Genomic DNA, 23,661 nt, shown 5'->3' on the forward strand with positions numbered 1-23,661 from the left:
TTCGCGCGTGAACCAGGCACCCGCCCCATTCCCGCCCAGGTCCGGGTCGCACCCGCGCGGGCCGCACCTGACGGGGCGGTTCGCGGACGGGACGCTGGGGGAGTTTCCCCTGGGTCCGACGACGTCGCTCGGCCGCCACCCCTCCAACACGCTGCGGCTGGTGGACCGGGAGGTCTCCAAGGAGCACGCCACCATCGAGAAGGTGGGGCGCGACTTCGTCCTGCGCGACCTGAACTCGTCCAACGGCACCTTCGTCAACGGGCGCCGGGTGACGGGGGAGATGCGCCTCAGGGACGGGGATGAGATCGCCCTGGGCTCCTCCCGGCTCGTCTTCCACAGCGGGGAGGCGGCGCCCGGTGGGCCCAACCCGCCCACGCTGCCGGGCGTGACGGTGGTGGCCAACGCCGTCTCCATGCCGGCCTTCCTGGCGCAGATGGACCAGGTGCCGCAGAACTTCCGCCCGGCCGACCAGGTGACGGACGTCGCCGCCCTCCGCCGGGACTACGAGAAGCTGCGCATCGTCCACGAGTTCCACCGGCAGGTGAGCCTCAAGGGCACCCAGGACGACCTGTTCGAGCAGATTTTGAAGGTCGCCTTCGAGCTGCTCGCGGCCGACCACGGCGTCATCCTGAAGGTGGGCCCGGAAGGGGAGTTCATCCCGGCCGCGGTGCACCACCGGCAGGGCAAGCAGGTGAACGTCATGCTGTCGGACACCGTGCTCAAGCGCGTGGTGGAGACGGGCAAGGCGGTGCTCACGGCGGACGCCATCATCGACGAGCGCTTCTCCGCCGCGGAGAGCATCGTGGCGCAGGGCATCCGCTCCGCCATGGCGGTGCCGCTCCTGGTGAACGGCGACATCATGGCGGTGCTGTTCCTGGACAGCCGCCAGCAGATCAACGCCTTCTCGGAGAAGGACCTGACCATCCTCTCCGGCATCGCCGCGCAGGCGGGCATCGCGCTGGAGAACGCGGCGCTGGCGGAGCAGATCCGCAACGAGGCGGTGACGCGCGCGGAGCTGTCGCGCTTCCTGTCCAAGGCGGTGGCGGACGCGGTGATCAACGGCGGCACGGAGGACCTGCGCCAGAGCCGGCTCGCGGAGGTGAGCTGCCTGTTCGCGGACATCCGCGGCTTCACCACCCTGGCGGAGAGCGACTCGCCGCAGGAGGTGGTGTCGATGCTCAACAGCTTCTTCACTGCCATGGCGGACGTGGTGTTCCGCTACGAGGGCAACCTGGACAAGTTCATCGGGGACTGCGTGATGGCGGTGTGGGGGCCGCCGTCGTCGCACCCGGATGATCCGGCCCGGGCCCTGAGGGCCGCGCTGGAGATGCAGGACGCCGTCACGGAGCTCAACCGGCAGCGCGTGCTGGACGGCAAGAAGCCCATTGAAGTGGGCATCGGCGTCAACACCGGCCAGGCCGTCGTGGGCTACATGGGCAGCGCGGAGCGGCACGAGTTCACCGCCATCGGTGACACGGTGAACACCGCGTCGCGGCTGTGCGGCATCGCCCGGAGCGGGGAGGTGCTGGCGTCGGAGGCCACGGTGCGCAAGTCCGGGCCCGGCTTCGACGTGGAGGAGCTGCCGGTGCTCCAGGTGAAGGGCAAGGAGAAGGGCGTGCAGACCTTCCGCGTGCACGGCGCGGAGCTGACCACCTCCACCTCCCGCAAGGTGCGCTGACGGTGCGCTCCGCGTCCATGACGACGACCCAGTCGTGCCCCAACTGCGGCACGGTGCACGACACCCGGGTGTACGTGAGCGGCCAGAAGGTCACGTGCCGCTGCGGCATCCGGTTCGAGGTGCGGCGCGCGGACGTTTCCGGCATCCACCGTCCGAATACGGCCGAGCCGTCGGGCGTCCGTCCGGCCGTGAAGGCCAACGAGGAAGCAGGCGTCGCGGTGACGTTCGTGCCGCGCGCGGCGGAGAATCCGCCAGAATCGGCGTCACCTTCTGTCGCTCCCGGTGTTGGAGCGGACAGGGAGGACGCGGTGGGACAGGAGATGAGGGCCGGCTCCGTCCCAGGGGGCAGCGACATGAACATCCCGCGACCGGATGGCGTGGGGAAGGCGGACGAGGGCGAGGTTCCCGCGGGGGTCGTTCCGGCCGCCGCGGAGGGCCGCAACGCTCCCGCGTCCGGAGTGGCGGTGCCCACGGCGGACCCGGGGGCACTGGCCCCGGACGTGAACGGGGCCACGCTGGTGCGCGCGGGGACTCCGGGCGTGAAAGCCCCGCGAGCGCCGGTGAACACGGGCCTGCGCGCCATCGAGAACGCGGAGACGCTGCTGACGGGCGCGAAGCCCGAGCTGCCAGGCCTGGAGCTCCTGGAGGTGCTGGGGCGCGGCGGCATGGGCGAGGTGTGGCTCGCGCGCCAGCAGTCCCTGGGCCGCACGGTGGCGGTGAAGGTGCTGCCGCCCCGGCTGGCGAAGGACGAGGAGTTCGTGTCGCGCTTCGACAAGGAGGCGACCGCGCTCGCGGCCCTGAGCCACCCGAACATCGTGCAGATCATCGACCGGGGCGTGCAGGGCGAGCACTACTACTTCGTCATGGAGTACGTGGAGGGCCAGTCGCTGCGCCACGCGCTGAGCGGCCGGGAGGGGCTCACGCCCGCGCAGGCCCTGAAGGTGCTGCTCCAGGTGGCGCGCGCCGTGGAGTGCGCGCACGCCAAGAACATCATCCACCGCGACCTGAAGCCGGAGAACATCCTGCTGGACGCGCGGCTGCACGCGAAGGTGGCGGACTTCGGCCTGGCGGGCATCCGCGAGCCGGACTCGGAGAAGCAGCTCACCGCGACGGCGGTGGCCATGGGCACGCTCAACTACATGGCCCCGGAGCAGCGCCGGGACGCGAAGAACGTGGACGGAAGGGCGGACCTCTTCTCCCTGGGCGTGATGATGTACGAGGCGCTCACGGGCGAGCTGCCCGTGGGCCGCTTCAAGCTGCCGTCCGAGCGCGTGCGCGGCCTGGACCCCCGCCTGGATCCGGTGGTGGAGCGGCTGCTGGAGACGGACCGCGAGGCCCGCTACGCCACCGCCTCGGAGGTGTGCGAGGCGCTGGAGGCGCTGGTGTCGGCCTCGTCGTCGCCGCACGTGGCGCCCGCGTCGGCGCTGGCGCGCGCGCAGCCCTCGCACGTGGCGCCGATGAAGGCCCCGACGGGCCCGGAGACCGCCGTGCTGGAGGCGCTTCACGCGGGCTGGGGCCGGGTGCGCACCGGCCTGTCCGTGGTGGGCGGCCTGGCCGTGCTGGGCTTCGCGGTGCGTGCCTTCGTGGGCTTCGGGGGCCTCGCGGGGCTGACCGGCCTCCCGAAGGAGCCGCCGCCCCCCGTGCTGCACTTCCCGGCCAACACGGAAGGGGAGGTGTTCGCGGGCCTGAAGCTCACGGCCCCCGTGGCCGGCTCCGGCGACAGCACCCTGGAGCTGGGCTTCGAGCCCGGCGAGGAGGAGATCAACGTCCACAGCGGCACCTGGACCATGGACCAGGGGGAGCTGCGCGTCGTGCAGGCCGGCCGCGAGGCGGACGGCAAGCTGGTGCCGCGCGCGTACCTGGCGCACCGCTACTTCACGAGCGACGACTTCACGGCGGAAGTGCTGATGGACGTGAAGGCGCTGGGCAAGGAGTGGTCCGTCGAGGAGGACGGGCAGCACTTCGGCGAGCTGGCGTTCCGCATCCGCGACGTGCAGGTGTCCGTCTTCGCCATCCCCGACGCGGGCATGCGCCTGTCGTGGCGCTACTTCTCCCCGGACGACGGGCACGAGGTGGTGGGCAACAGCGCGGAGGACACCAAGAACCTGGTCCAGGACGAGATGCCGGTGCCCAAGCAGGGCCCCTTCCTGGTGAAGCTCCAGCTCAGGCGTCAGAAGAGCGGCGTGCGGGTGGACGCGTTCCTCAACAAGCGGCTCTTCGCCTCCAAGGTGCTGCCGGGCTTCGAGGGCCGCGTGGGCAAGCTGGCCCTGGGCTGCCGCAACCTCCAGTGCACCTTCGATGACCTGAAGGTCGTGGGGCCGCTGCAGGAGCGCCCCGTGCGCCGCGCCGCCACCGGCGAGTAGTCCGCCTTTCGCGAGCGGGGCTTGCCGCTCCGTCCGCCCGTCCCCACCTTGCTCCCGCCGGGCTCCGTGCGTCGCGGGGCCGTCCGGCACTCAGGGCGGGGGTGGGGCATGGCCGTGGACCTGGACCTGGGGCGCGTGCTCCTGCTGCCGCTCTGCGGCGTGGGGCTGGCCCTGCTGCTCTGGGCGACCTTCACCCTGGGACGGACGCCCGCCGGCTCGCGGCCCCGCTGGCTGCTCGCGGGCTTCGGGGCGCTGGCCCTGGGGCTGGTGCTCTTCGTCCCGTGGATGCGCGGGAGGGCCCTGGTGCCCGTGTCGCCGGACGTGCTGGTGAAGGCGCTGGGCGGCGTGCTGCTGGTGCTGGCCGCGGGCGTGTCGGCGCGGGGCGCCCGGGTGCGCCTGCGGGCGGATGCGCTGCGCGGCGCCGCGCCCGTGCCCCTGGACGAAGCGGTGGCGGCCCTGCGTGAGGGACGGCCTCCGGGCTTCGGCGTGTACCGGGGCCGGCTGGAGTCCCTGGACACGCTGACGTCGCCGGGCGGCGTGCCGTGCGCCTTCTACGACGCGGCGGTGCACGCGGTGGGGGCCCATGGCCGCAAGGGGCCGCTCCTGTCGCGCGAGCGCGCGTACTCGCCGGTGCTGCTCCTGAAGGGCGAGCGCACGCGGGCGGCGGTGGGCTTCGCGCCGTCCGCGCTGCTGGCCCCGGTGGAGGTGCGCCGGTGCGAGGCACCGCCCGCGCTCACCCGGGCGGAGCTGCTGGGCGCGCCCGCGCAGGCGTTGTCCTGGGAGCGCGTGGGCGTCCCGGGGGAGGCGTGCCTGGTGGTGGGGGAGCTGAAGCGCGGTTCCCGCGACGGCACCTACGAGCTGCGCGGGCGCGGCGGGCGTCCGGCGCTGGTGGTGCTGGGGGAGGGTGCCGCGGGCACCGGCGGGGTGTTGTCCCGCCAGGCCTGGAAGCACTTCGCGGCGGCCGGGGCGCTGTCCCTGGCCGCCGCGTTCATGCTCGCCCGGACCCTGTGAGGTCCGGGCGGAGAGCCCCGGCCCGTGAGGGCGCCGGGGCGGACGTCATCAGCCGATCTCGCTGCGGCAGATGGCGCTGCAGCCGTCGCGGGGGTTGGTGTTGCCGTCGTCGCAGTCCTCGCCGTCGGCCTCCTGGATGATGTTGTCACCGCAGCGCGCGTTCCAGATGCAGGTCAGGCTGCACTTGCCGTAGCCCGGGCCGTTGTTGTTGCCCTGGTCGCACTGCTCACCCTTGTCGAGGGTGCCGTTGCCGCAGGTGGACTTGCACTCGGTGCGCTGGGTCTCGAAGTTGTTCAGGGTCAGCTTGTACGAGGACTGGGACGTGTGGCGCTCGGCCTGGAACACGACGACCTCGTAGATCTTGCCCTTCACCAGGCCCAGGCCGGAGACCGTGTCCGCGTCCGCCAGCGACACCGTGCCGGACGTGGCGCCGTGCACGCCGCCCAGGTCCAGCGCGAGCTTGCGGTTGATGAACACCCACACGTCGTCGTCACCCAGGAACGTCAGGACCTCGGTGCCCTTGAACTCGAACCAGTAGCGCGTCTCGCTGGTGAAGCTGAAGTTGCGCGGGGTGCCGGTGTTGTCGTTGAGCTTGCTCTCCTTGCCCTGGCCCACCCAGCCGCTGGCGTCGAGCGGGAAGAAGGTCTGGTCGTCGAACAGGTAGGAGCCGTTGGCCTGCTTGTTGAGCTTCAGCGTGCTGACCTCGGTCACGTTGATGCCCGCCTTGTCGTTGTACCACTGGTCGAAGGCCGTCTTGCCGTGGGTGACGGCGGAGCCGGCGCCCTTGGCGTAGATGGGCTTGCCATCCGCGCCCAGCGGGCCGAACTTCGGGCCGACGATGCCCTGCTCGGCGCCGTTCGCGTCATTGAAGTCCGGGTGGGCGGTCAACGGGGCCACGCAGCCCGAGCTCACGCCGCAGAAGTCGCGGTACACGACGGGGATCTCCACCGTGCTCGGCGGGGACTCGGTGACGCGCACGCAGGCGAAGCCCGCCTCCAGCTTGCACGTGGACGAGCAGCCGTCGTTGGAGCGCACGTTGCCGTCGTCGCACTCCTCGGTGGTGTCACCCGGCAGGATGACGCCGTCGCCGCAGCGGGCCTCGCAGGTGCCGTCCACGCACTTGGGCTCCAGCACGCACAGCGGCGAGCAGCCGTCGCCCATGTCGTGGTCGCCGTCGTCGCACTGCTCGGTGCCTTCCTTCTTGCCGTCACCGCAGGTCGTCTTCGTGCACGCCTGACCCACGACGTCGCACTTGTAGCCCTGCTCCAGGCGGCAGGTGTCGCTGCAGCCGTCGCCCTTGGCGGCGTTGCCGTCCTCGCACTCCTCTTCACCGGCGATGACCTTGTCACCGCACGAGGCCGCCTTGCAGCGCTGGCCCTGCAGGGGGCACGTCCAGCCCGCCTCCACGGTCTTGCAGTCCGCGGAGCAGCCGTCGTTGGACTCCGTGTTGCGGTCGTCGCAGACCTCGTTCGCCTCCAGGAGGCCGTTGCCGCACGCCGCGGCCTTCACGCACGCTTCGCCCGGGTACGGGCAGACGTAGCCGGACTCCACCTCCAGGCAGTTGGCCCGACAGCCGTCGCCAGACGAGTTGTTGGCGTCGTCACAGGCCTCGCCCCGCTGCTGCTTGCCGTCGCCACAGACCTGGGGGCCCGGATCATACGAGCCGCCGTCGGGCAGCGTGTCGCCGCCGTCGGTGCTGCCACCGTCGGTTCCACCGTCGGTGACGGTCGTGCCGCCGTCGTCATCCGGGTCGTCGCTGCCGGGGCAGGCTGTCAGTGCGAGGAGGAAGGAAGCGAGCACGATGCTCGCCAGTCGAGTCCGAGCGGGGGGGGAATGTTTCAGCATGAAAGGGATGCTGGAAGGGCCTGACCCCACGTGTCAAATGGATCAGGTGTTATTCCACCCAGCCGGTGCGTAAAAATGGAGAAAGCCCGTACGGGTGTACGGGCCTCAAGCATTGCCCTGCCTCGCGGGGCTACATCTCTTCCAGCTCCCGACCTTTTGTCTCACGGATGTATTTCGCGGCGAAGAAGACGGAGAACACGGCGGCCGCGGCATACAGGCCGTACGCCCAGCCCAGCCCGGCGGCCTGCAGCGACGGGAACGTGGCGGACACCAGGAAGTTGGCCAGCCACTGCGCCATGGCCGCGATGGACAGCGCGAGCGCGCGGATGCGGTTGGGGAACATCTCGCCCAGCAGCACCCAGACGACGGGGCCCCACGAGAAGCCGAAGAAGACGACGTAGAGGTTGGCGGCGATGAGCGCCGTGGTGCCGGCCGCGCCCTGCAGCACGGGCTTGCCCGCGGCATCCAGCGGCGCGGTGCCGAAGAGATACGCCATCAGCCCCAGCGTGAGCGCCATGCCCAGGGAGCCGATGAGGAGCAGGGGCTTTCTGCCCACCTTGTCCACGAACGCGATGGCCACGAGCGTGGTGAGGATGTTGGTGACGCTGGTGATGACGGTGATGGCCAGCGAGTTGTGCTCGGAGAAGCCCACCGCCTGCCAGAGCACGCTGGAGTAGTAGAAGATGACGTTGATGCCCACGAACTGCTGGAGCATCGCGAGCACGATGCCGATCCACACGATGGGCAGGAACCCGAAGCGGCCGCCCTTCAGGTCCGCCAGCTGAGGCGTGTAGTTCGCGCGCAGCGAGCGGCGGATCTCCACGACCTTGGAGGGCGCGGCGTCCCCCTCGATGTCGCGCAGCACGCTCAGCGCCTCCTGCTCGCGCCCCTTGGCCACGAGGAAGCGCGGGGACTCCGAGATGAAGACGGCGCCGATGCCGTAGAGGAGCGCGGGCGGCAGGCCGCTGAAGAACATCCACCGCCACGCGGTGAGGTCCAGCCAGGTGGGGTTGGAGGCGGAGCCCGCGTAGAGCGCGATGGCGAAGTCCCCCAGCAGGGCCACGAAGATGCCGGTCACGATGGCCAGTTGTTGCAGGGACGCCAGGCGGCCGCGCAGGTACGCCGGGGCGACCTCCGCGATGTACGTGGGCGCCACGACGCTGGCGAAGCCCACCCCCAGGCCGCCCACCAGCCGCCAGAAGCTCAGGTCCCACAGGGAGAACGCGAGCCCCGACCCGATGGCGCTGATGATGAACAGGGCCGCCGCGAACATCATCGCGCGCCGTCGGCCGTAGCGGTCCGCGAAGGGCCCCGCGGCGAAGGCGCCCGCGGCCGACCCGACGAGCGCGGAGGACACCGCCAGCCCCAGGCCCAGGCTGCTCGCGGCGAACTCGGCCTTCAGGGCGGCGACGGTGCCGTTGATGACGGCGGTGTCGAAGCCGAAGAGGAACCCGCCCAGGGCGGCCACCACGGAGATGCCAATGACCCTGCCGGTCCGCGTCTCCCGCTGCGCTGGGGGGCCGCTCACCGGGACATCGAGGACATCCGCCATGACGTGCTCCTCCCCCTCGGACGGGCACGTGCGCGGCCCTCGCGGTACGCACCACGGCCTTCCAGAGAGGTGCCCCCGGTGGCCACCGGAAGGCACCCCCGGACAGGCCGCCGCTCGCGGGGCCGCCCGTTGGGGGCAGGGCCGCGAATCCCAAGGGCGAGCCGGAGCTCAGCCCTCGTCCGCCAGGCCGTACTCCTTGAGCTTGCGGGCGAGGGTGTTGCGGCCGATCTCCAGCGTCCGCGCCGCCGCGGTGCGGTTGCCCTTCACGGCCTCCAGCACGCGCAGGATGTGGCGGCGCTCCACCTCCGCCAGCGGCAGGAGCAGCGGCGCGTCCGGCGCGGCGGCGGGGGCCTCCGGCGCGGTGGGCGCGCCAGGGGACAGCGCCCGGTCCAGGGAGGGCAGGGGCAGGTGCTCCTCCAGGATTTCTCCCTCGGACAGCACCACGGCGCTCTCGATGCAGTTCTCCAGCTCGCGCACGTTGCCGGGCCAGCGGTAGCGCTTGAGCCTGGCGAGCGCGGCGACGCTGAGGCGGGGCACGGGCAGGCGGTGGCGCTTGGCGGCGGTGGCGACGAAGTGGCGGGCGAGCCGCTCGATGTCCTCCGCGCCGCGCTCGCGCAGCGGAGGCAGGAGCAGCTCCACGACCTTGATGCGGTAGTAGAGGTCCTCGCGGAACTTCCCTTCCGCCACCATGCGCGGCAGGTCCCGGTGGGTGGCCGCGACGATGCGCACGTCCACCTTGACGGCCTGCGTGCCGCCCACGCGCTCGAACTCGCGGTCCTGCAGCACGCGCAAGAGCTTGCCCTGCACGGCCTGGGGCAGCTCGCCCAGCTCGTCGATGAAGACGGTCCCGCCATCGGCCGCCTCGAACTTGCCGGGCACGCGGTGGTCGGCGCCGGTGAAGGCGCCCTTCTCGTGGCCGAAGAGCTCGTTCTCGATGAGCGCGGCGGGCAGGGCCGCGCAGTCCACCTTCACGAAGGGCTTGTCGCGCCGGGGGCCGTTGACGTGGATGGCGCGCGCGAAGAGCTCCTTGCCGCAGCCGCTCTCCCCGCGCAACAGCACCGTGGCGTCCGTGGGCGCGGCCTTCTGCACCAGGCGGTAGAGGGCCTTGAGCGGCGGGGCCTCTCCGATGATGCGGTTGAAGAAGTAGCCCACGGGCGCCTGCGGCTGATCCTTCGCGCGCTGGAGCTCCTGGTAGAGGCTGGTGGTCTGCAGGGCGGTGCTCACCTGGGCCGCGATGTCGGTGAGCTTCTGGGTGTCCTCCTGTGTGAAGGCGCCGCCGCCCAGGCGGTTGAGCACCTGGAGCACGCCGTACACGGCGCCCGCGGAGTCGCGCAGCGGCACCGCGGCCAGGCTGATGGTGCAGTAGCCCGTCATCCGGTCGATGTCCGCGAAGAAGCGGCGCTCGCCGCGCGGATCCGGCACGTGCACGGGCTCGCCGGCCTCCGCCACGTAGCCCGCGACGCCCTGGCCCAGCTTCACGCGGATCTGCGCGACCTCCGGCAGGTGCGCCGCGCGGCTGAACAGCTCGCGGCGCACGGGGTCCAACAGCCACAGCGTGCCGCGGTCCGCCTGCAGCGTGATGGCGATGCGGTCCACGAGCGTCTGGAGGAAGGCGTCCAGGTCCACCTCGCGCCCGACGAGGCCGCCAAGGGGGAGCAGGACCTGGGACACATCCGGCGGGGACGAGGGCATGGCGGCGGGCAGCGGCGGAAGTGAGAAGGGCGCTGGGGGCACTGTATCAGCGCAGGGCTCCAGGCTCGCGGCGCTCATGCGCCCGCCGCGCGGCCCAGCAGCATGCGCTGGCCTTCGCGCGCGGGCTCGGTGAAGGGGAACAGGCCGCGCGCCTCCTGCGCCATGTCCTCCAGCAGCTCGTCCGCGTGGGACGGGTCGTGGTGGAAGAGGAAGAGGCGCCCGGCGTGCAGGTCCTTGGCCACCTTGGCCGCGTCCATCATCGTCGAGTGGCCCCAGCCCTTCTTGGACATGCCCTTCCGGCCCTCGTACTCGTCGGGCGTGTACTGCGCGTCCAGGCACAGCGCGTCCGCGCCCTCGAAGTGGCGGGCCACGTCGGAGGTGAGGCGCTCCGGCAGCTCCACGTCCGTGGCGTACACGAACGAGTGGCCGTCCGCTTCCACGCGGTAGGCCATGCAGCCGTCCGGGTGCGGCACGTCGATGGGCGTCACCTTGAACGGGCCGACTTCAACAGTGTGGCCGTGCAGCGCGGCGCCGAAGGCCATCTTCGAGCGCATGGTGGACAGCGGCACCGGGAACTGCGGCGGGCGCATCTGCTGCGACAGGGTGGACTCCAGCGCCTGGGCACCATTCGCGCCGGGGCTGTACATCATCAGCGACGTGGTGGGCAGGTACGCGGGCGTGAAGAAGGGGAAGCCCTGCACGTGGTCCCAGTGCAGGTGGGAGAAGAACATCGTCGCCTTCTGGGGCGCGCCCTCGCGCATCATCACCTCACCCAGCGCCCGGATGCCCGTGCCCGCGTCGAGGATCAGCCGCTCGCCCTGGCTCGTCACCTCCACGCACGCCGTGTTGCCACCGATGCGCGAGCCCGACACCGCGATGCTGCCCCGAACGCCAAAGAAGCGGATTTCCATGATGGGTCTCCAGATGCTCCGGCACCCGCTGGGGGCGCCCTGACGTGGAGGGGACAGAGCACGTCCGGTGCCAGCGCCAAGGGGCTGGAATCATTGGGGTCGGTGGGGAGGGGGAGGGCAGGCCGCTCCATTCTGGAGCGCCCCGGATGGGGCGGGCGGTCCAATCCGGCGCGGCCCCGCGACGCGGCGGATTCCTGGTAGACCCCGGGCCCATGCCGGCGATTGCGTTCTGCACCATCAAGGGTGGCGTGGGGAAGACGACCCTGTGTTCGCACGTGGCGGCGGCGCTGGCGGACACAGGCCGCCGGGTGCTGCTGTTGGACCTGGATCCGCAGGCCCATGCGTCGTTGGTGCTGGGCCTGGAGACGCGGGAGGGCCCGTGCGTGGCGGACGCCTTCGGGCCGAGGCCGAAGCACCGGCTGGATGAAGTCGTGGTGGCGTCTCCGAAGCGGCCGGGGTTGTTCATCGCGCCGGGAGCTCCGCGCATGGCGGCGCTGGAGCGCGAGCTGTTCGGGTGGGGCCACCGGCTCCAGGCGATTCCGCGCGCGCTGAAGACGCTGTCGTGGACGCCGGACGTCATCGTCGTGGACACGCCGCCGAGCATCGGCGCATTCACGGAGGCGGTGCTGTGCTTCGCGGACGTGGTGGTGGCGCCGGTGCCCACGGGCGCGTTCGCGCTGCAGGGCCTGGGGGAGATTGAAACCGCGTGGCGCGACGTGCGCGAGGGCGGTGGCCAGCTGGTGGCCGCCGTGAACCTGTGGGACCGGCGCACGCCCGCGACCAACGAGGCGATGGAGGAGGCGCTCAAGGACGTGACGGTGCCGGTGCTGAAGGCCCGCATCCCGCGCTCGGAGGCCATCAACCAGGCGGGCCTGGGCTACGAGGTGGTGTTCGACGTGAGCCCGAACGCGGCGGGCGCGGAGGAGCTGCGCGCCATGGCCCGCGAGCTGGCGAAGCTCTCGGGCCTGCGCTGACGCCTATCGCTGTTGAGCGACGATGAGGCCACGACGCACATCGACGGCGTAGAGCCCGCCTGCGTCCGTGGCTGAGTCGTTCGGGTCGCAGAGTTCGGTGCGCGCGTAGACGCCGACCAGGTAGATGCCGTCCGGCAACTGTTCCACCGACACCTGATAGATGTCGCGACGGAAGAGGCACAGTTCGACCGGTGTCGCGTCCTTGGGCGGCCTGCGGTCCAAGGGGAGGAAGTCATCCATCGCGAGTTGGACGGCGGTGGCGATGTCCCCACTGAGGAGTGTTGTCCGGCCCTCCTGAAAGGGAAGGGGCGGGAAGACAAACTTCTGGGCCTCGTCGGGAGGCGCATGCGGTGGGCGCATCGAGCGCTGGAACAAGGAGCACCCGCTCAACGCAACGAGAGACAGAGCGAGCAGCGACGCGCGTGTCATCGGGAGCCCTCCGGCACAGGCAGAATGATGCCATTCACCTTGTCAACGACGCGCCCGATGAGCATCCAGCGGCGCCCCTGCCGCACGTAGACCTCCCCAGGGCGCTCCTGCTCAAGATGCGGGACGTACATCTGCACGTTGCACGTAGCGTCCATCTGCACGCGGAATGAGTATCGCTGGCGAGACTTCCAGCGGTCCTGGATGGACAGCGGCGAGTAGCGCCACGGGTGGGTGTGATAGTCCGCCAGGATTGCTGTCCGCCCCCGCTCATCCACCACTTTTTTGGGCACGCGGCAGTCCTTGAAGTCTTTGTTCTCAGCGCTGAGACGCGGGGTCTCAAGCGCTGCGGGCCAGGATGCATAGTAGCGGCCTTCATGGGAGTAGATGACCCCGCAGTACTCCTGGCCATAGGCGCCTTGAGGTGGCGCGGCGGCGGGCAACTCCATGAGCGGGGCGCACAGCTGGTCGACGATGGCATCCGCTTCAACGGAAGGGGCGATGACAGGCCACGGTCCACGGACCCATGGAACCTCGCGGCCGTCGCGGACTTCAATCCCGAAGTACGTCCCGTTGCCATCCCGGAGATACGAGTAGCCGCCGCATGCCACGGACAGCGTGAGCGCTGCCATCCAGAGCAAAGGCACCATGCCTTCCCTGACGCCCCTTGAGACGCGGGGAGCAGGGACGCTGGCATCGCGCAAGAGGTGGCGGGAGTCCGGCATGGCACAACATGCCATGGCCGAAAAACGTGAAAGTCAAGCTGGCGAAGCTCTCGGGCCTGCGCTGACGCTTGAGCGCCTCAGTCCGTCTGCCCGATGGTGCCCACCTTCAGGGGTCCACCGCGTTGGTAGGTCAGCAGCACGACGCCCGTGGGCGTGATCTTCGATGCGGCGAGCCGCAGCGTGCGGGGCTGCGTTCCCGGTCCGAAGAGGCGCCGGCCGCTGCCCAACGTCACGGGGAAGACGTGCAGATGCAGCACGTCCACCAGGTCATGCTCCAGCAGGGTCTGCAGCAAGCCGCCACTGCCATGCACCTGCAGCTCGCGGCCGGGCAAGGCCTTGAGGCGGCGCACCGCCTCCACCGTGTCCCCTTCCAGCAGCGTCGAGTTCGCCCACTCCGCGCGGCGCAGGGTGGCGGACGCCACGTATTTGGGCAGTCTGTTGAGCGGCCCGGCGATGGGGTCCTTTGGCTCCGTCATGCGCGGCCAGTAGCCAGCGAAGATGTCGTACGTCCTGCGCCCCAGCAGGAACGCGTCCGCCCGGCTGAAGATGTCGACGACGTGCGCGCCGAACTCCGGGCTGGAATGCGGTTGCACCCAGCCGCCGTGGGCGAAGCCGCCGCTCGTGTCTTCCTCCGGGGCTCCCGGGGACTGCACCACTCCGTCCAGCGTCACGAACTCCGTCACCGTCAGTTCCATGGTCGCATCCATCCCTTCCGGGCCTTCCATCCGCCCGTCCATCCTGACGACGAATGGGCCGCGCGCGGATCGACACACCATCATTTTCCGGCGGCGTGGGAGTCGAGCGGACGGGCCCTGACTCAGGGTGTCGGAAGGCCAGGAGCGAGCGCCGAGCGCACGTTGGCGTCGGTGAAGCTCGTGCCCCAGACGGCGTTGAGCTCCTGGGCGACGAAGGCGGCGCCCGGCTGGAACGTGCCCAGGGACGGCTCGAACATCTGCACGCGCGGGTCGGTCAACTCCACCAGCCGGGGCACCACGTCGCTCACGTCGCGGCCCTGCTCCTGCGCGGCGCGCACACCTTGCAGCCACGCGCGCACGGTGCCCTGCGCGTGGGGGATGTAGAGGGGCTGCTCCGCCGCCCCCAGCTTCACGATGAGGTGCCCCACGCCCAGGGTGATGACGACGCTGCCGTGCGTGGCGAGCAGCGGCCCGTGGTCCGGCGGCAGGGTGTTCCAGTCCACGGCCGCGAGGTTCTGGAGGTACATCGGCGTGAAGCGTTGCGGGGCCTGGGAGACGAGCGCGCGCGTGTGCTCCACGGGGATGAGGGTGTCCCAGTCGTCGTGGAGGATGAGGAACGGCGTCTGCACGGTGCTGGCCAGGTGGGCGGCGGTCCAGCGCGTGTAGTCCGTGCCGGGCGTGGTCGGGTCGCCGCCGGTGGTGGCGAAGATTCGGCGGAAGTAGGGCTCGAAGAACTGCTGGTAGCGCGAGCGCATCACCGGGTCGCTCACGCGCGACGGCACGACGCGGCTCACGTAGTCCACCTCCTGCGCGAAGTCGGACAGCGGGGCCAGGGCGACGCCCACGCCAGGCACCACCGTGGCGGGAGCATCCGCCGCCGCGTAGAGCGCCTCGTAGCCGCCCCACGAGCCGCCGAAGATGCCGATGCGCTGGGTGTCCACGTTGTCGGCCTGGGCCAGGAAGCGCAGGCCCGCGTTCATGTCGTCGCGGTCGTTCTGGAGGTCCCCGCCCGCGTAGAAGCGGCCGAAGACGGCGAGCACGCCGAAGTCATGGAAGAGGTAGATGAAGGCCTCGCCCGCGATGAGCTCCGGCGTGGTGGGCGTGAACGCGATGGGCGAAGAACCCGGCCCGTGGTGCGGCTCGCTGTCGTCCGGGTGGATGCCGGCGCCGCGCGCGGCCCACTTCGCGTCCACGGCCTCGCCCGTCCACGCGATGCCATCGTAGGGCTTGGTGAGCATCACCACGGGGGACACGCCCGGCTTCCGGGGCGGGAACCACTGCGCATAGGTGGCGGCGCGGCCGGGCACCTCCAGCTTGAGCAGCTGGTAGGGCCACGTCTGGCCCGCGGCGTTCAACTGGCCGGAGCCCAGCCGGGTCACCTGGACCGAGCCCGGCTCTGTCGGCGTCTCGTCCGGGGTCTGGCAGGAGTTCGTGGACGGACTGGGGTTGCTGCAGCACGCGGTGGGGAGGGTGCCCAGGAGGCAGAGGGCCAGGAGCGTGGTGGAGAACAAGCGCATGCCCCAAGAGACACCGCGCCGCGGATTTTCTGAAAGCCCCCATGCGCGTTCCGGACCAGGATGGCGGCACATGGACTACCAGGCGGTGTTGTCGGAGGTCTGGGACGCGGTGCGGCCGGTGCTGGGGCAGGGCCGCGTGGCGACGTACATCCCGGCGCTGGCGGCGGTGGATCCCCACCGCTTCGGCATGGCGCTCGCGACGGTGGAGGGGGACGTGTACGGTGTGGGGGATTGGCGCGAGCCGTTCTCCATCCAGAGCATCTCCAAGGTCTTCACGCTGGCGCTCACGTTGGCGCGGGACGGGGACGCGCTGTGGAAGCGCGTGGGCAAGGAGCCGTCGGGCAACCCGTTCAACTCGCTGGTGCAGCTGGAGTACGAGCAGGGCATCCCGCGCAACCCGTTCATCAACGCGGGCGCGCTGGTCATCACGGACCGCCTGCAGCGGCTCACCGGGGATGCGCGCGGCACGCTGCGGGACTTCCTCCGGGCGGAGAGCGGCAACCCGTTGGTGGACTTCGATCCGGTCATCGCCGCGTCGGAGGCGGAGCACGGGCACCGCAACAGCGCGCTGGCCCACTTCATGGCGAGCTACGGCAACATGGAGGGCGCCGTCCCGGAGGTGCTGGAGCACTACTTCTGGCAGTGCTCGCTGGCGATGAGCTGCGCGGACCTGGCGCGGGCGTGCGGGTTCCTCGCCCGCCATGGACAGCGGGCGGACGGGGCGCGGCTGCTCACGCGCAGCCAGGCGAAGCAGGTCAACGCGGTGATGCTCACCTGCGGCACGTACGACGCTGCGGGAGAGTTCGCCTACCGCGTGGGGCTGCCCGGCAAGAGCGGCGTGGGCGGAGGCATCATTGCCGTCATCCCCAACCGCTGCGGCCTGTGCGTGTGGAGCCCCGGGCTGGATGCGCGAGGCAACTCGGTGGCGGGCGTGGAGGCGCTGGACCGGTTCACGACGCTGACCGGCCTGTCCATCTTCTGATGCGGCCGCTTCAGCGCAGGCCGTCTTGAGGTCACCCGCCCTGTTCTTCGAGGGCCTTCAGCCAATAGGACCGCCCACCGGACGCCAGTGCGCCCGCCAGGAACTCCGCGAACGAGTGGGCAATGACCGGGCAGTAGTAGGGGTCGGGAAAACCCTCGCGGTAACCGTCGCGGAGGGAATAGCGCCCATGCGTCTGTTGCCCCACATCCAGGAGCGCGTAGTTGCTGTCCTGGAGCTGGCACACCGCGTACCAATCCGCAGGCCCCGCCGCGTCGGTATCGGCTTGGGACATGACGACCCGCGCGCGCCGCACCTCCGCGAGCGGCAGGATGTGGTACGGCGCGTTGGACTCGCGGAACAGCCTCGCTCCATCAAAACGCGTGTAGAAGGCGCGCAAGTCCGGATCCAGGCGCCACCCCATTCGATGTTCGAACGCGACGACCGCTGCCTCCGTCGCGGGCGGATGCGGAAAGTGCTGGGCTGCCACTGCGTCGAGAAGTCCGGTCATCGTCGGCACGTGGCTACTCTCCGTAGGGATGGCTGACCCCGGCGCTTGTCCACGGGGGTTGGGCTGCGTAGCACTGGTTGTAGACCTGATTCAGGCCGGAATGGAGGTCGGCCGGATAGGGGATGATGTTGTCCCAGTCAGTAGGGTTGCCACCGTGCTTGAGATCGCGGATGTGGTGGGCCGGGTAGTTGTTCCCGCTGGCGTCAGTCGGCCATTGGCCGAACTTCTCCGCCCATCGCTCGCGGAATCCATCCCGGATGGACTCCCATCGGCCCCGTGCCGTTGCGTTCTGGCTGACGCTCAGCGCTGGGTAGTTACAGCAGCAGTTGGTGATGCCGAACCGGCTCCCCGCTCGGAACATGTTGCCGTCGAAGTCCATCTTCACGTCCGCGAGCCAGACGCAGCCTTGGAGCGCGTGTCCCTCCCCGGAGCATTTGTCGCGGCAGTAGTCCATGAGCTGCGGACTGCACTGCCACGGGCCGTAGAAGATGTTCGTCCTGAACTGCCCGCCGCCTGGGACCGTGACCTGCGGCCCCACCCATTTGCGCACACCGGCTGCGGCGCCCATGGCGCCCTCGGTACATGCGGACAAGGACAGCGCTCCGGCCAACAGCGTGGCAACGCGACGGCGTGAGGCATTGATCGTGGTTGTCATGCCGGGCACGGTACAGGCCGGCACCGACACACGATGCGGCCGCTTCAGCGCAGGCCGTCCAGTAGCGCGGCCAGCTTCTGGGGTTGGGACGCGAAGGGCGAGTGTGACGTGTCCAGCGTGTCCACGGTGAAAGCGTTGCCGGGCGTGAAGGCGTCCGCCTCGCGGATCATCAAGTCCTGGAGCGCTGGGACCAGGGCGCGGTCCTGGGCGCAGCGCAGGTAGCTGCGCGGGATGCGGCCCCAGCGCTCCTTCGTGGCGCCGACCTTGCCCGTCCACAGCGACAGCGGGATGTCGGGCGTGAGCGTGAGCGCGAAGGGCAGGAAGGCCGCTTCGTCCACGTCGTGGTAGAAGCCCGCGCGCAGGGCCTCCCGGTACTTCGCATCGCCCCGCGGATTGATCCGCACCGCGCCCAGCTTCGCGGGGTCGCCGATGAAGAGGGACGCGCTGTAGGGCGTGTGGGCCTCGGGCAGGGCGCCGTAGCCGCTGGCGCTCTGGAGGCGCAGCGGGACGTAGGCGCTCAGGTACACCAGCCGTCCGATGAGGTGCGGGGCCTTCTCCGCCGTGCGGGTGATGACGGTGCCTCCCGCGCTGTGGCCCACGAGCACGGGCTTGCTGACACCGCCCTGGAGCTTCTCCAGCGCGGCGACCACCGCGTCCGCGCAGTCATCCAATGTGACGTCCGCCTGGGGCGAGCGCTCCTCCTGGAAGCGCGCCGCGTCGCCCGTGAGGTAGGACTCGGGGAAGCGCGCGTTGAGGCCGTGGCCGGGCAGGTCGATGGCCACCACCTGGTGCCCCTTCGCGGAGAGGGCCTCCGAGACGCGCGTCCAGTGCAGGGCGTTGTGCCACGCGCCGTGCACCAGGAGGAACGTCCGGGCCTTGCGCGGAGCCTTCGCGGGCGTGGCCGCGAGGCCGATTCCTGGCAGCAGGCCCGTGCCCAGCAGGGCGGTCTTCATCACGTCACGACGGTTCATGGGGGACTCGTTCGTTGGGGGGAAGCACGGCGAGCAGGCGCTCGCGCAGGCGCGCGAGGTCGAAGAGCTGCCGCTCCACTTCCGCCAGGCGATCCCGGTGCGCCGCGAGCGCGTCCGGGCAGATGGCGTCCGTGACCTGCCGGAGCATGCAGCGCGGGAAGGTGGCGATCTCCTCCAGGGAGAAGCCCAGGCGGATCATCCGGGCCACCTGCATCACCTGGGGGACGGCCACCTCGTCGAAGTCGCGGTAGCCGTTGTCCCGGCGGTGGGAGGCGAGCAGCCCGGCCTTGTCGTAGTGGCGGATGGAGCGCGCGCTGCTGCCCGTGCGCCGGGCGAGTTCTCCAATGTTCATCCTGCTCTCCTGAAGCCGGACGCTAGGGCCTGACACTGGTGTCAAGGTCAAGACCGGGCGAGGGAACGTAACGAGGTTGGCCCTGACGGGATGCGGGACCGCGTTCTAGGGTGCGCCGCGTGAGCCTCTCCCCGCCCGTGCCCCGTCCGCGTCCCGCGCTCCTCACGCTTGCCTACCTGGCGTTCGTCAGCCTGGGGTTGCCGGACGCGGTGCTGGGCGTCGCGTGGCCGTCGCTGCGGAGCACGTTCGGGCTGTCGCAGGCGATGATGGGCTCCATCCTCGGGACGGCGGCCGTCGCGTACTTCAGCTCCGGGTTGCTCGCGGGCCGGCTGATGCGGGCGATGCGCCTGGGGCTGCTGCTGGCGCTGAGCACCGGCTCGGTGGCGCTGGGGCTCACGGGCTACGCGACGGTGCCGCTGTTCGCGCTGTTCCTGGCCGCCGCCTGCTTCATCGGCTTCGGCTCGGGCGCCATCGACTCCGCGCTCAACAACTACGCGGCCCAGAACTTCGGCCCCAAGCACATGGCCTGGTTGCACGCGGCCTACAGCGTCGGCGCCGCGCTGGGGCCGGTGTTGATGACCGCGCTGCTCACGCGGGGGGCGGGGTGGCGGACGGGCTACGCCGTCCTCGCCGGGGTGCTGGGGGCGCTGGCCCTGACGTTCCTGGTGATGCGCCGGCATTGGGACGCGCCCGCGAGGGCCCCCGGAGAGGAAGCGCCGGCGCAGGTCGCCACCGCGTCCGCGATGGAGGCCGTGCGCCGTCCCCGCGTGTGGCTGCAGATCCTGACGTTCTTCTTCTACACGGGCGTGGAGGTGACGGCGGGCCAGTGGAGCTTCACGGTGCTGACGGAGGGCCGGGGCCTGCACACCGCCGCGGCGGGCACCTGCGTGAGCCTCTACTGGGGCAGCCTGCTGGTGGGGCGCGTGCTGTCAGGCTTCGTGGTTGAACACATTGGCCCGGTTCGGATGCTGCGCGGGAGCACGGTGCTGGCGGTGGTGGGCGCGCTCCTGTTCGCGGTTCCGTCGGTGCCGCCCGCGCTGGGGCTTGTGCTGTTGGGGCTCGCGCTGGCGCCCATCTTCCCGGTCCTGATGTCGGAGACGCCGCGCCGCGTGGGGCTGGACGTCTCCCACCACGCGGTGGGCTTCCAGGTCAGCGCGGCGACCGCGGGCGTGGCGGCGCTGCCCAGCCTCGCGGGCGTCATCGCGGAGCGGTGGGGGCTCCAGCTCATTGCCCCCTACATGCTCGGGGTGGCCGTGCTGCTGACCGTGCTGCACGGCGCGCTGTCCGCCGTGGCGGACCGTCCCCAGCTCTCCCGCTGAGCTAGCCGCCGGACGGAAGCTCCGCGCTGCGCAGGGTCTTCGGGCCCTGGGCCGTCCACTGCGACAGCCGCAGCGTCGCGCCCTTCGCGGAGGCGTGGGGCTCCACCTCCACGAAGGTGAAGCGCTGCTCCAGCTTCGCGTGCTTCTGCTTCGCCGGGTCCAGCGACGGGTTGCCCTGGAGCTCCGCGAGGTATTCACCCCATTCCTCGTCGGAGGCGTCCGGAGCGGGGAGCTGGAGCAGGGAGATCCACGTGCCGGTGTTGGCGTAGAGGGGGCCATTTCCCTCATGCCAGCGGGCCGCGTGCGTGTGGCCCATCACCACGGCCTGGGGGTTGTACTTCTTGCCCAGCCGCGCGGTCTCCGCGAGCTCGGCCTTGCCGGGCTCCAGCGCGAAGTAGTCCGTGCCGCTCCTGCCGGCGACCGCGCGGTGCAGGCGTGCGTAGAGCGAGAAGCCCGCCTTCGCCAGCTTCAGCCGGGCGCGGCCCAGGGCCTCCGGGTTGTCGAAGGCGTTGAGCTTCTCCGGGTCCAGCACCGACAACAGCGCGTCCACCTCGTCGTCCTTCAGGTCCACGCGCGCCAGGCTGCGCGCCAGGTGCGCGTCCGCATCCGACGCGCCCACCGCATCCATCGGTTCGAGCGCGAAGGCCGGCGCGAGGCCCCGGTTCTCCAGCAGACGCCGGATGAGCGTGAGCGTCCCGGACGTGAACAGGACCTTGAGCGCGTCGGGCTTCACGCCGAGCGCCACCATCACCGCGCCCTCGAAGTCCGGCTTGAGCAGGTCCATGTACCGCATGCGGTGCTGGTGCTTGAGCGGGTTGAGCAGCGTCTTCACCAGCACCGAGCCCGGCGGATACCGGAAGCGGTTCGCCCGCTCCGGCGACAGGAGCGAGTCGTAGTCGATGCGGTTCGCCACGTCGGTGTGCTCGCCGTGCGTGACGAGCACGCGCGACCCGCCGACCTCCAGCTGGAGCGGCGCGGTGCCGTCCCGGAACTCCAGCCGCGAAGCCACGTCCGGCGGCTGCCCGAGCGCCGAGCGGATCACGTCCTGAACCTCCGGCAGCGCCAACTCCAGGTCATGGTTGCCCACCACCATCGTCGCCCGGCCCCCCGCGGCCAGCACCCGCCCGAGCGCCTTGAGCGCGGGCGCGGTGGTCGCGGACGTCACCAGCGCGCGCGCCTGCTCCAGCGTCCGCTGTGGATCCACCGCCAGCGGGTCGTCGTTGAGGAGGAAGTCGAAGCTGTCCCCGTTGAGGACGACGTGGGTGGGCGTGCCGGTGAAGGAGTTGAAGAGGGCGGGCAGCTCGGCGGCGCCCGCGAAGATGTCGTAGGGGCCTCCGTTGCCGAGGTGAAGGTCGCTGAGAATGAGCGTTCGCATCGGTCGATGCTCCTTTCAGGGAAGCGCCTGCAGGTCGTTGTGCCGGAGGCTCACGGCGGGATCGCCAAGCACCACGTAGTTGCGTGCGTCGTTGCGTTCGATCCACTGGAACAGCAGCTCACGGGGTCCGAGCTTGCCGTCGGAGGTGTTGGTGTCCAGGTGCGCCAGCAGGGCGCTGTTGGCGTTGGAGAACCGGTCGCGGAAGCCGCGCAGCGCGTGGCCCACGGGCTCGCCCGCCATGATTGCCCTGAGCGTGTTGTGGAAGGGTTGGAGGGTGGGCTTCGACACGCCCAGGGGCGTGATGGAGAAACCCCAGGCCCGCTCCACGTGGCCAATCACCGCCAGCGCGCCCCCGTTGGGATGGGCCAGCAGCCGCCGGGGCAGGGCCGACACGAAAGGCGCGCTCGCGAGCGCCTCGCCTTTCCGGGTGGGAGTGAGCGGGAACTCGTCGTTCGCGGGCGTGCCCATGCCGAAGCAGGCGAAGAAGAACGCCACCAGGCCATGGAGCCGGGCGTCATCCTGGATGTCCGACGCCGCCACGTAGTGCGCGGGGGCCATCGCGCCAAAGCCGCTCCAGTCCTGGCTCAAGAGGGCGCCCTGCTTCGTGAGCTGGAGCGGATCATTCGCCTTGAACCCCACGCCATGGGACGCGGTGAAGAGCACCGCCGGGCGCTCCTCGCGGCCGTGGAGCGCGTCGAGCAGCCATTCGCGGGTCGCGGCCTGCTCGATGGCGTCCCGGCTGGCGAAGCCCGCCTGCGCGGCGACAGGGACCTTCAGGAAGGAGGTGTCGTCCACGTCCGCGCCGCGCACCAATGGGGCGACAAGGCTGTCCGCGCTGAGCTCCGTGGAGCGATCTCCCGGGTGCTTGGGCCCCCACCAGCTCACCTGCCGGTGATTGGGAACGGATGCGCCCGTTTCATAGGCCACCACGCTGTCCGCGTAGCGCGAGTACTCCTCTGGCGAGTCGAAGGAGAGGCGGCCCACGGCGTGCGACAGGGAGAGCGAATGCTGCACGTCGAACGGGATGACGTCGGGCCCGCCCACGAGCAGGAGGTAGTAGGGCACCACGGTCGGATCCACGTCGCCGAGGGGCGCTCCGTGCCGCCTCAAGAACTGATGTGCCGTCTCGCCGGGCTGGTAGGTGAGGACGTGGAACCGCGCCGCGTCCATGCGCTTGCCACGGTGGGCGATGAGCGGCTCCAGGCTCTTGCGAAGCGCGTCGGAGGCGGACGCCGGAAACACCACCCCCCAGCCCGCCTGCGTGTAGTCCCCATACGGAACGCCGTAAGGCAGGTCGAACTTCAGGAGGCGGGGGACGAACCCGAGCCACTTCCTCCACGCATCGAAGTACGGCTCCTTTCGCCGGGGCTCCGCCACCTCCGCGACCGCGGGCAGCGCGACGGGCGGCACCAGGTACTGCCCGGTGGCACCATCGATGCCATTGAGGATCAGCGGATCCTCCAGGCTGGGGATGGGGTCCTTCACGTTCACCTCCTCCTCGCCATCCTAGGCCTCCGCGCTGACCTGGAAAGAGCGGACAGGGGCCTGGCTGTCCGCCCCTCGGCTTTCACGGGAGGTGGATGTCGCGAGCCGGGCTCGCATTCCGACCCCGGGGCCGTCGTGTCTCCTGGTCCACAACTCCCTCGCCCCCTTGGACAGGGGACCGGCCGCTGCGTCGTGGCAATCCCTTACGTCCCGTTCGCGCCCCGCTGGACTTGTGTCGTGCGGACACAAGCCATTGTGTGATGTCTGACTTTGACCTGCCGCGTCTGGCATTGCGGGGCGTGTCTGTGTTCACGTCCGTTCCGCGTCCGGCACGTCTGGCACCCCTCGCCATGCGGGTCCGGCCGCAAGGGAGAGCACTCATGACGAAGAAGGCCTCGGTCCAGGATGTGGTGCAGGGCTGGCTGTCCGGTGATGAGGAGTCCCATGGCATGACGAACCCGGCGGGCCCGGTGTTCGTGGGAGGTGCGCGCACGGAGCAGGCGCTCACGGAGTCCAACCTCGTGGCGGACACGGGCTGCAGCAGCTGCAGCGCGTCCAGCACCGCCTTCTGCTGTTGATCCATCGCGGGCCCCCGCCCGCGTGAATCTCCCCTCCGGCGCCGTGC

At 70.7% G+C, this 23,661-nt stretch carries 21 protein-coding genes; 7 read left to right on the plus strand and 14 right to left on the minus strand.

Annotation, left to right across the window (positions count from 1 at the left end):
* Positions 1–7: 7 nt before the first annotated feature.
* From NR792_RS07160 to NR792_RS07170, 3 genes are all read left to right on the plus strand, one after another.
* Positions 8–1,678 carry an adenylate/guanylate cyclase domain-containing protein gene (locus NR792_RS07160; RefSeq protein ID WP_375759318.1) on the plus strand — a complete coding sequence of 557 codons (1,671 nt, stop codon included), beginning with the start codon at positions 8–10 and terminating at the stop codon, positions 1,676–1,678.
* Between the two features lie 17 nt (positions 1,679–1,695).
* Entirely contained in the window at positions 1,696–4,041 is a 2,346-nt protein-coding gene (locus NR792_RS07165; RefSeq protein ID WP_375759319.1) for a protein kinase, read from the plus strand.
* Between the two features lie 108 nt (positions 4,042–4,149).
* Positions 4,150–5,052 carry a hypothetical protein gene (locus tag NR792_RS07170; protein WP_375759320.1) on the plus strand — a complete coding sequence of 301 codons (903 nt, stop codon included), beginning with the start codon at positions 4,150–4,152 and terminating at the stop codon, positions 5,050–5,052.
* 48 nt (positions 5,053–5,100) lie between these two features.
* On the opposite strand, the gene NR792_RS07175 is transcribed toward NR792_RS07170, so the two are convergent.
* The 4 genes from NR792_RS07175 to NR792_RS07190 all read right to left on the minus strand — a co-directional run bounded on the left by NR792_RS07175 (position 5,101) and on the right by NR792_RS07190 (position 11,052).
* Positions 5,101–6,897 (minus strand): DUF4215 domain-containing protein, encoded by a 1,797-nt coding sequence (locus NR792_RS07175; protein ID WP_375759321.1) that lies wholly within the window; start codon positions 6,895–6,897, stop codon positions 5,101–5,103.
* Between the two features lie 130 nt (positions 6,898–7,027).
* Positions 7,028–8,449, minus strand: coding sequence for a sugar porter family MFS transporter (locus NR792_RS07180; protein WP_375759322.1), 1,422 nt, complete (start codon positions 8,447–8,449; stop codon positions 7,028–7,030).
* Positions 8,450–8,617: 168 nt separating this feature from the next.
* Complete coding sequence (locus NR792_RS07185) at positions 8,618–10,219, minus strand: sigma 54-interacting transcriptional regulator (protein WP_375759323.1); 1,602 nt, start codon at positions 10,217–10,219, stop codon at positions 8,618–8,620.
* A complete protein-coding gene (locus NR792_RS07190) occupies positions 10,216–11,052 on the minus strand; it encodes an MBL fold metallo-hydrolase (RefSeq protein WP_375759324.1) in 837 nt (278 codons plus the stop codon). The genes NR792_RS07185 and NR792_RS07190 overlap by 4 nt, the downstream gene beginning before the upstream one ends.
* 212 nt (positions 11,053–11,264) lie before the next feature.
* On the opposite strand from NR792_RS07190, the gene NR792_RS07195 reads away from it, so the two are divergent.
* Entirely contained in the window at positions 11,265–12,026 is a 762-nt protein-coding gene (locus tag NR792_RS07195; RefSeq protein ID WP_375759325.1) for a ParA family protein, read from the plus strand.
* 3 nt (positions 12,027–12,029) lie between these two features.
* On the opposite strand, the gene NR792_RS07200 is transcribed toward NR792_RS07195, so the two are convergent.
* The 4 genes from NR792_RS07200 to NR792_RS07215 all read right to left on the minus strand — a co-directional run bounded on the left by NR792_RS07200 (position 12,030) and on the right by NR792_RS07215 (position 15,389).
* Entirely contained in the window at positions 12,030–12,401 is a 372-nt protein-coding gene (locus tag NR792_RS07200) for a hypothetical protein (RefSeq protein ID WP_375759326.1), read from the minus strand.
* A 50-nt stretch (positions 12,402–12,451) separates the two neighbouring features.
* Complete coding sequence (locus NR792_RS07205) at positions 12,452–13,102, minus strand: hypothetical protein (RefSeq protein ID WP_375759327.1); 651 nt, start codon at positions 13,100–13,102, stop codon at positions 12,452–12,454.
* Positions 13,103–13,254: 152 nt separating this feature from the next.
* Entirely contained in the window at positions 13,255–13,872 is a 618-nt protein-coding gene (locus tag NR792_RS07210) for a dihydrofolate reductase family protein (protein WP_375759328.1), read from the minus strand.
* Between the two features lie 122 nt (positions 13,873–13,994).
* Positions 13,995–15,389 (minus strand): alpha/beta hydrolase family protein, encoded by a 1,395-nt coding sequence (locus tag NR792_RS07215; RefSeq protein ID WP_375759329.1) that lies wholly within the window; start codon positions 15,387–15,389, stop codon positions 13,995–13,997.
* 70 nt (positions 15,390–15,459) lie between these two features.
* Between NR792_RS07215 and NR792_RS07220 the strand changes: the two genes are divergently transcribed.
* Positions 15,460–16,371 carry a glutaminase gene (locus tag NR792_RS07220; protein ID WP_375759330.1) on the plus strand — a complete coding sequence of 304 codons (912 nt, stop codon included), beginning with the start codon at positions 15,460–15,462 and terminating at the stop codon, positions 16,369–16,371.
* Positions 16,372–16,402: 31 nt separating this feature from the next.
* On the opposite strand, the gene NR792_RS07225 is transcribed toward NR792_RS07220, so the two are convergent.
* The 4 genes from NR792_RS07225 to NR792_RS07240 are packed head-to-tail and all read right to left on the minus strand — an operon-like array spanning position 16,403 to position 18,857.
* Entirely contained in the window at positions 16,403–16,879 is a 477-nt protein-coding gene (locus NR792_RS07225) for an SMI1/KNR4 family protein (protein ID WP_375761581.1), read from the minus strand.
* Positions 16,880–16,892: 13 nt separating this feature from the next.
* Positions 16,893–17,534, minus strand: a complete 642-nt coding sequence (locus NR792_RS07230; RefSeq protein ID WP_375759331.1) for a hypothetical protein — start codon at positions 17,532–17,534, stop codon at positions 16,893–16,895.
* A 44-nt stretch (positions 17,535–17,578) separates the two neighbouring features.
* Positions 17,579–18,505: an alpha/beta fold hydrolase gene (locus NR792_RS07235; protein WP_375759332.1), complete on the minus strand. Its 927-nt coding sequence runs from the start codon at positions 18,503–18,505 to the stop codon at positions 17,579–17,581.
* On the minus strand, positions 18,492–18,857 hold the full coding sequence (locus tag NR792_RS07240; protein ID WP_375759333.1) for a MerR family transcriptional regulator: 366 nt from the start codon (positions 18,855–18,857) through the stop codon (positions 18,492–18,494). Before NR792_RS07240 ends, NR792_RS07235 begins: the two co-directional genes overlap by 14 nt.
* Before the next feature lie 119 nt (positions 18,858–18,976).
* Here NR792_RS07240 and NR792_RS07245 point away from each other — a divergent pair, with 119 nt between their 5' ends.
* Positions 18,977–20,176, plus strand: a complete 1,200-nt coding sequence (locus NR792_RS07245) for a sugar MFS transporter (RefSeq protein WP_375759334.1) — start codon at positions 18,977–18,979, stop codon at positions 20,174–20,176.
* 1 nt (position 20,177) lies between these two features.
* Here NR792_RS07245 and NR792_RS07250 read toward each other — a convergent pair whose 3' ends face one another.
* Both NR792_RS07250 and NR792_RS07255 read right to left on the minus strand, forming a co-directional pair.
* Positions 20,178–21,551 (minus strand): metallophosphoesterase, encoded by a 1,374-nt coding sequence (locus tag NR792_RS07250; RefSeq protein WP_375759335.1) that lies wholly within the window; start codon positions 21,549–21,551, stop codon positions 20,178–20,180.
* Between the two features lie 15 nt (positions 21,552–21,566).
* The gene (locus NR792_RS07255; RefSeq protein ID WP_375759336.1) at positions 21,567–23,036 is read right to left on the minus strand and encodes a hypothetical protein; all 1,470 of its coding nucleotides are present in this window, start codon (positions 23,034–23,036) and stop codon (positions 21,567–21,569) included.
* 380 nt (positions 23,037–23,416) lie between these two features.
* On the opposite strand from NR792_RS07255, the gene NR792_RS07260 reads away from it, so the two are divergent.
* Positions 23,417–23,614, plus strand: a complete 198-nt coding sequence (locus NR792_RS07260) for a DUF6229 family protein (protein WP_207057058.1) — start codon at positions 23,417–23,419, stop codon at positions 23,612–23,614.
* Positions 23,615–23,661 lie beyond the last annotated feature (47 nt).

The sequence above is a fragment of the Corallococcus exercitus genome (assembly GCF_042231735.1).
GTDB classification, from domain to species: domain Bacteria; phylum Myxococcota; class Myxococcia; order Myxococcales; family Myxococcaceae; genus Corallococcus; species Corallococcus exercitus_B.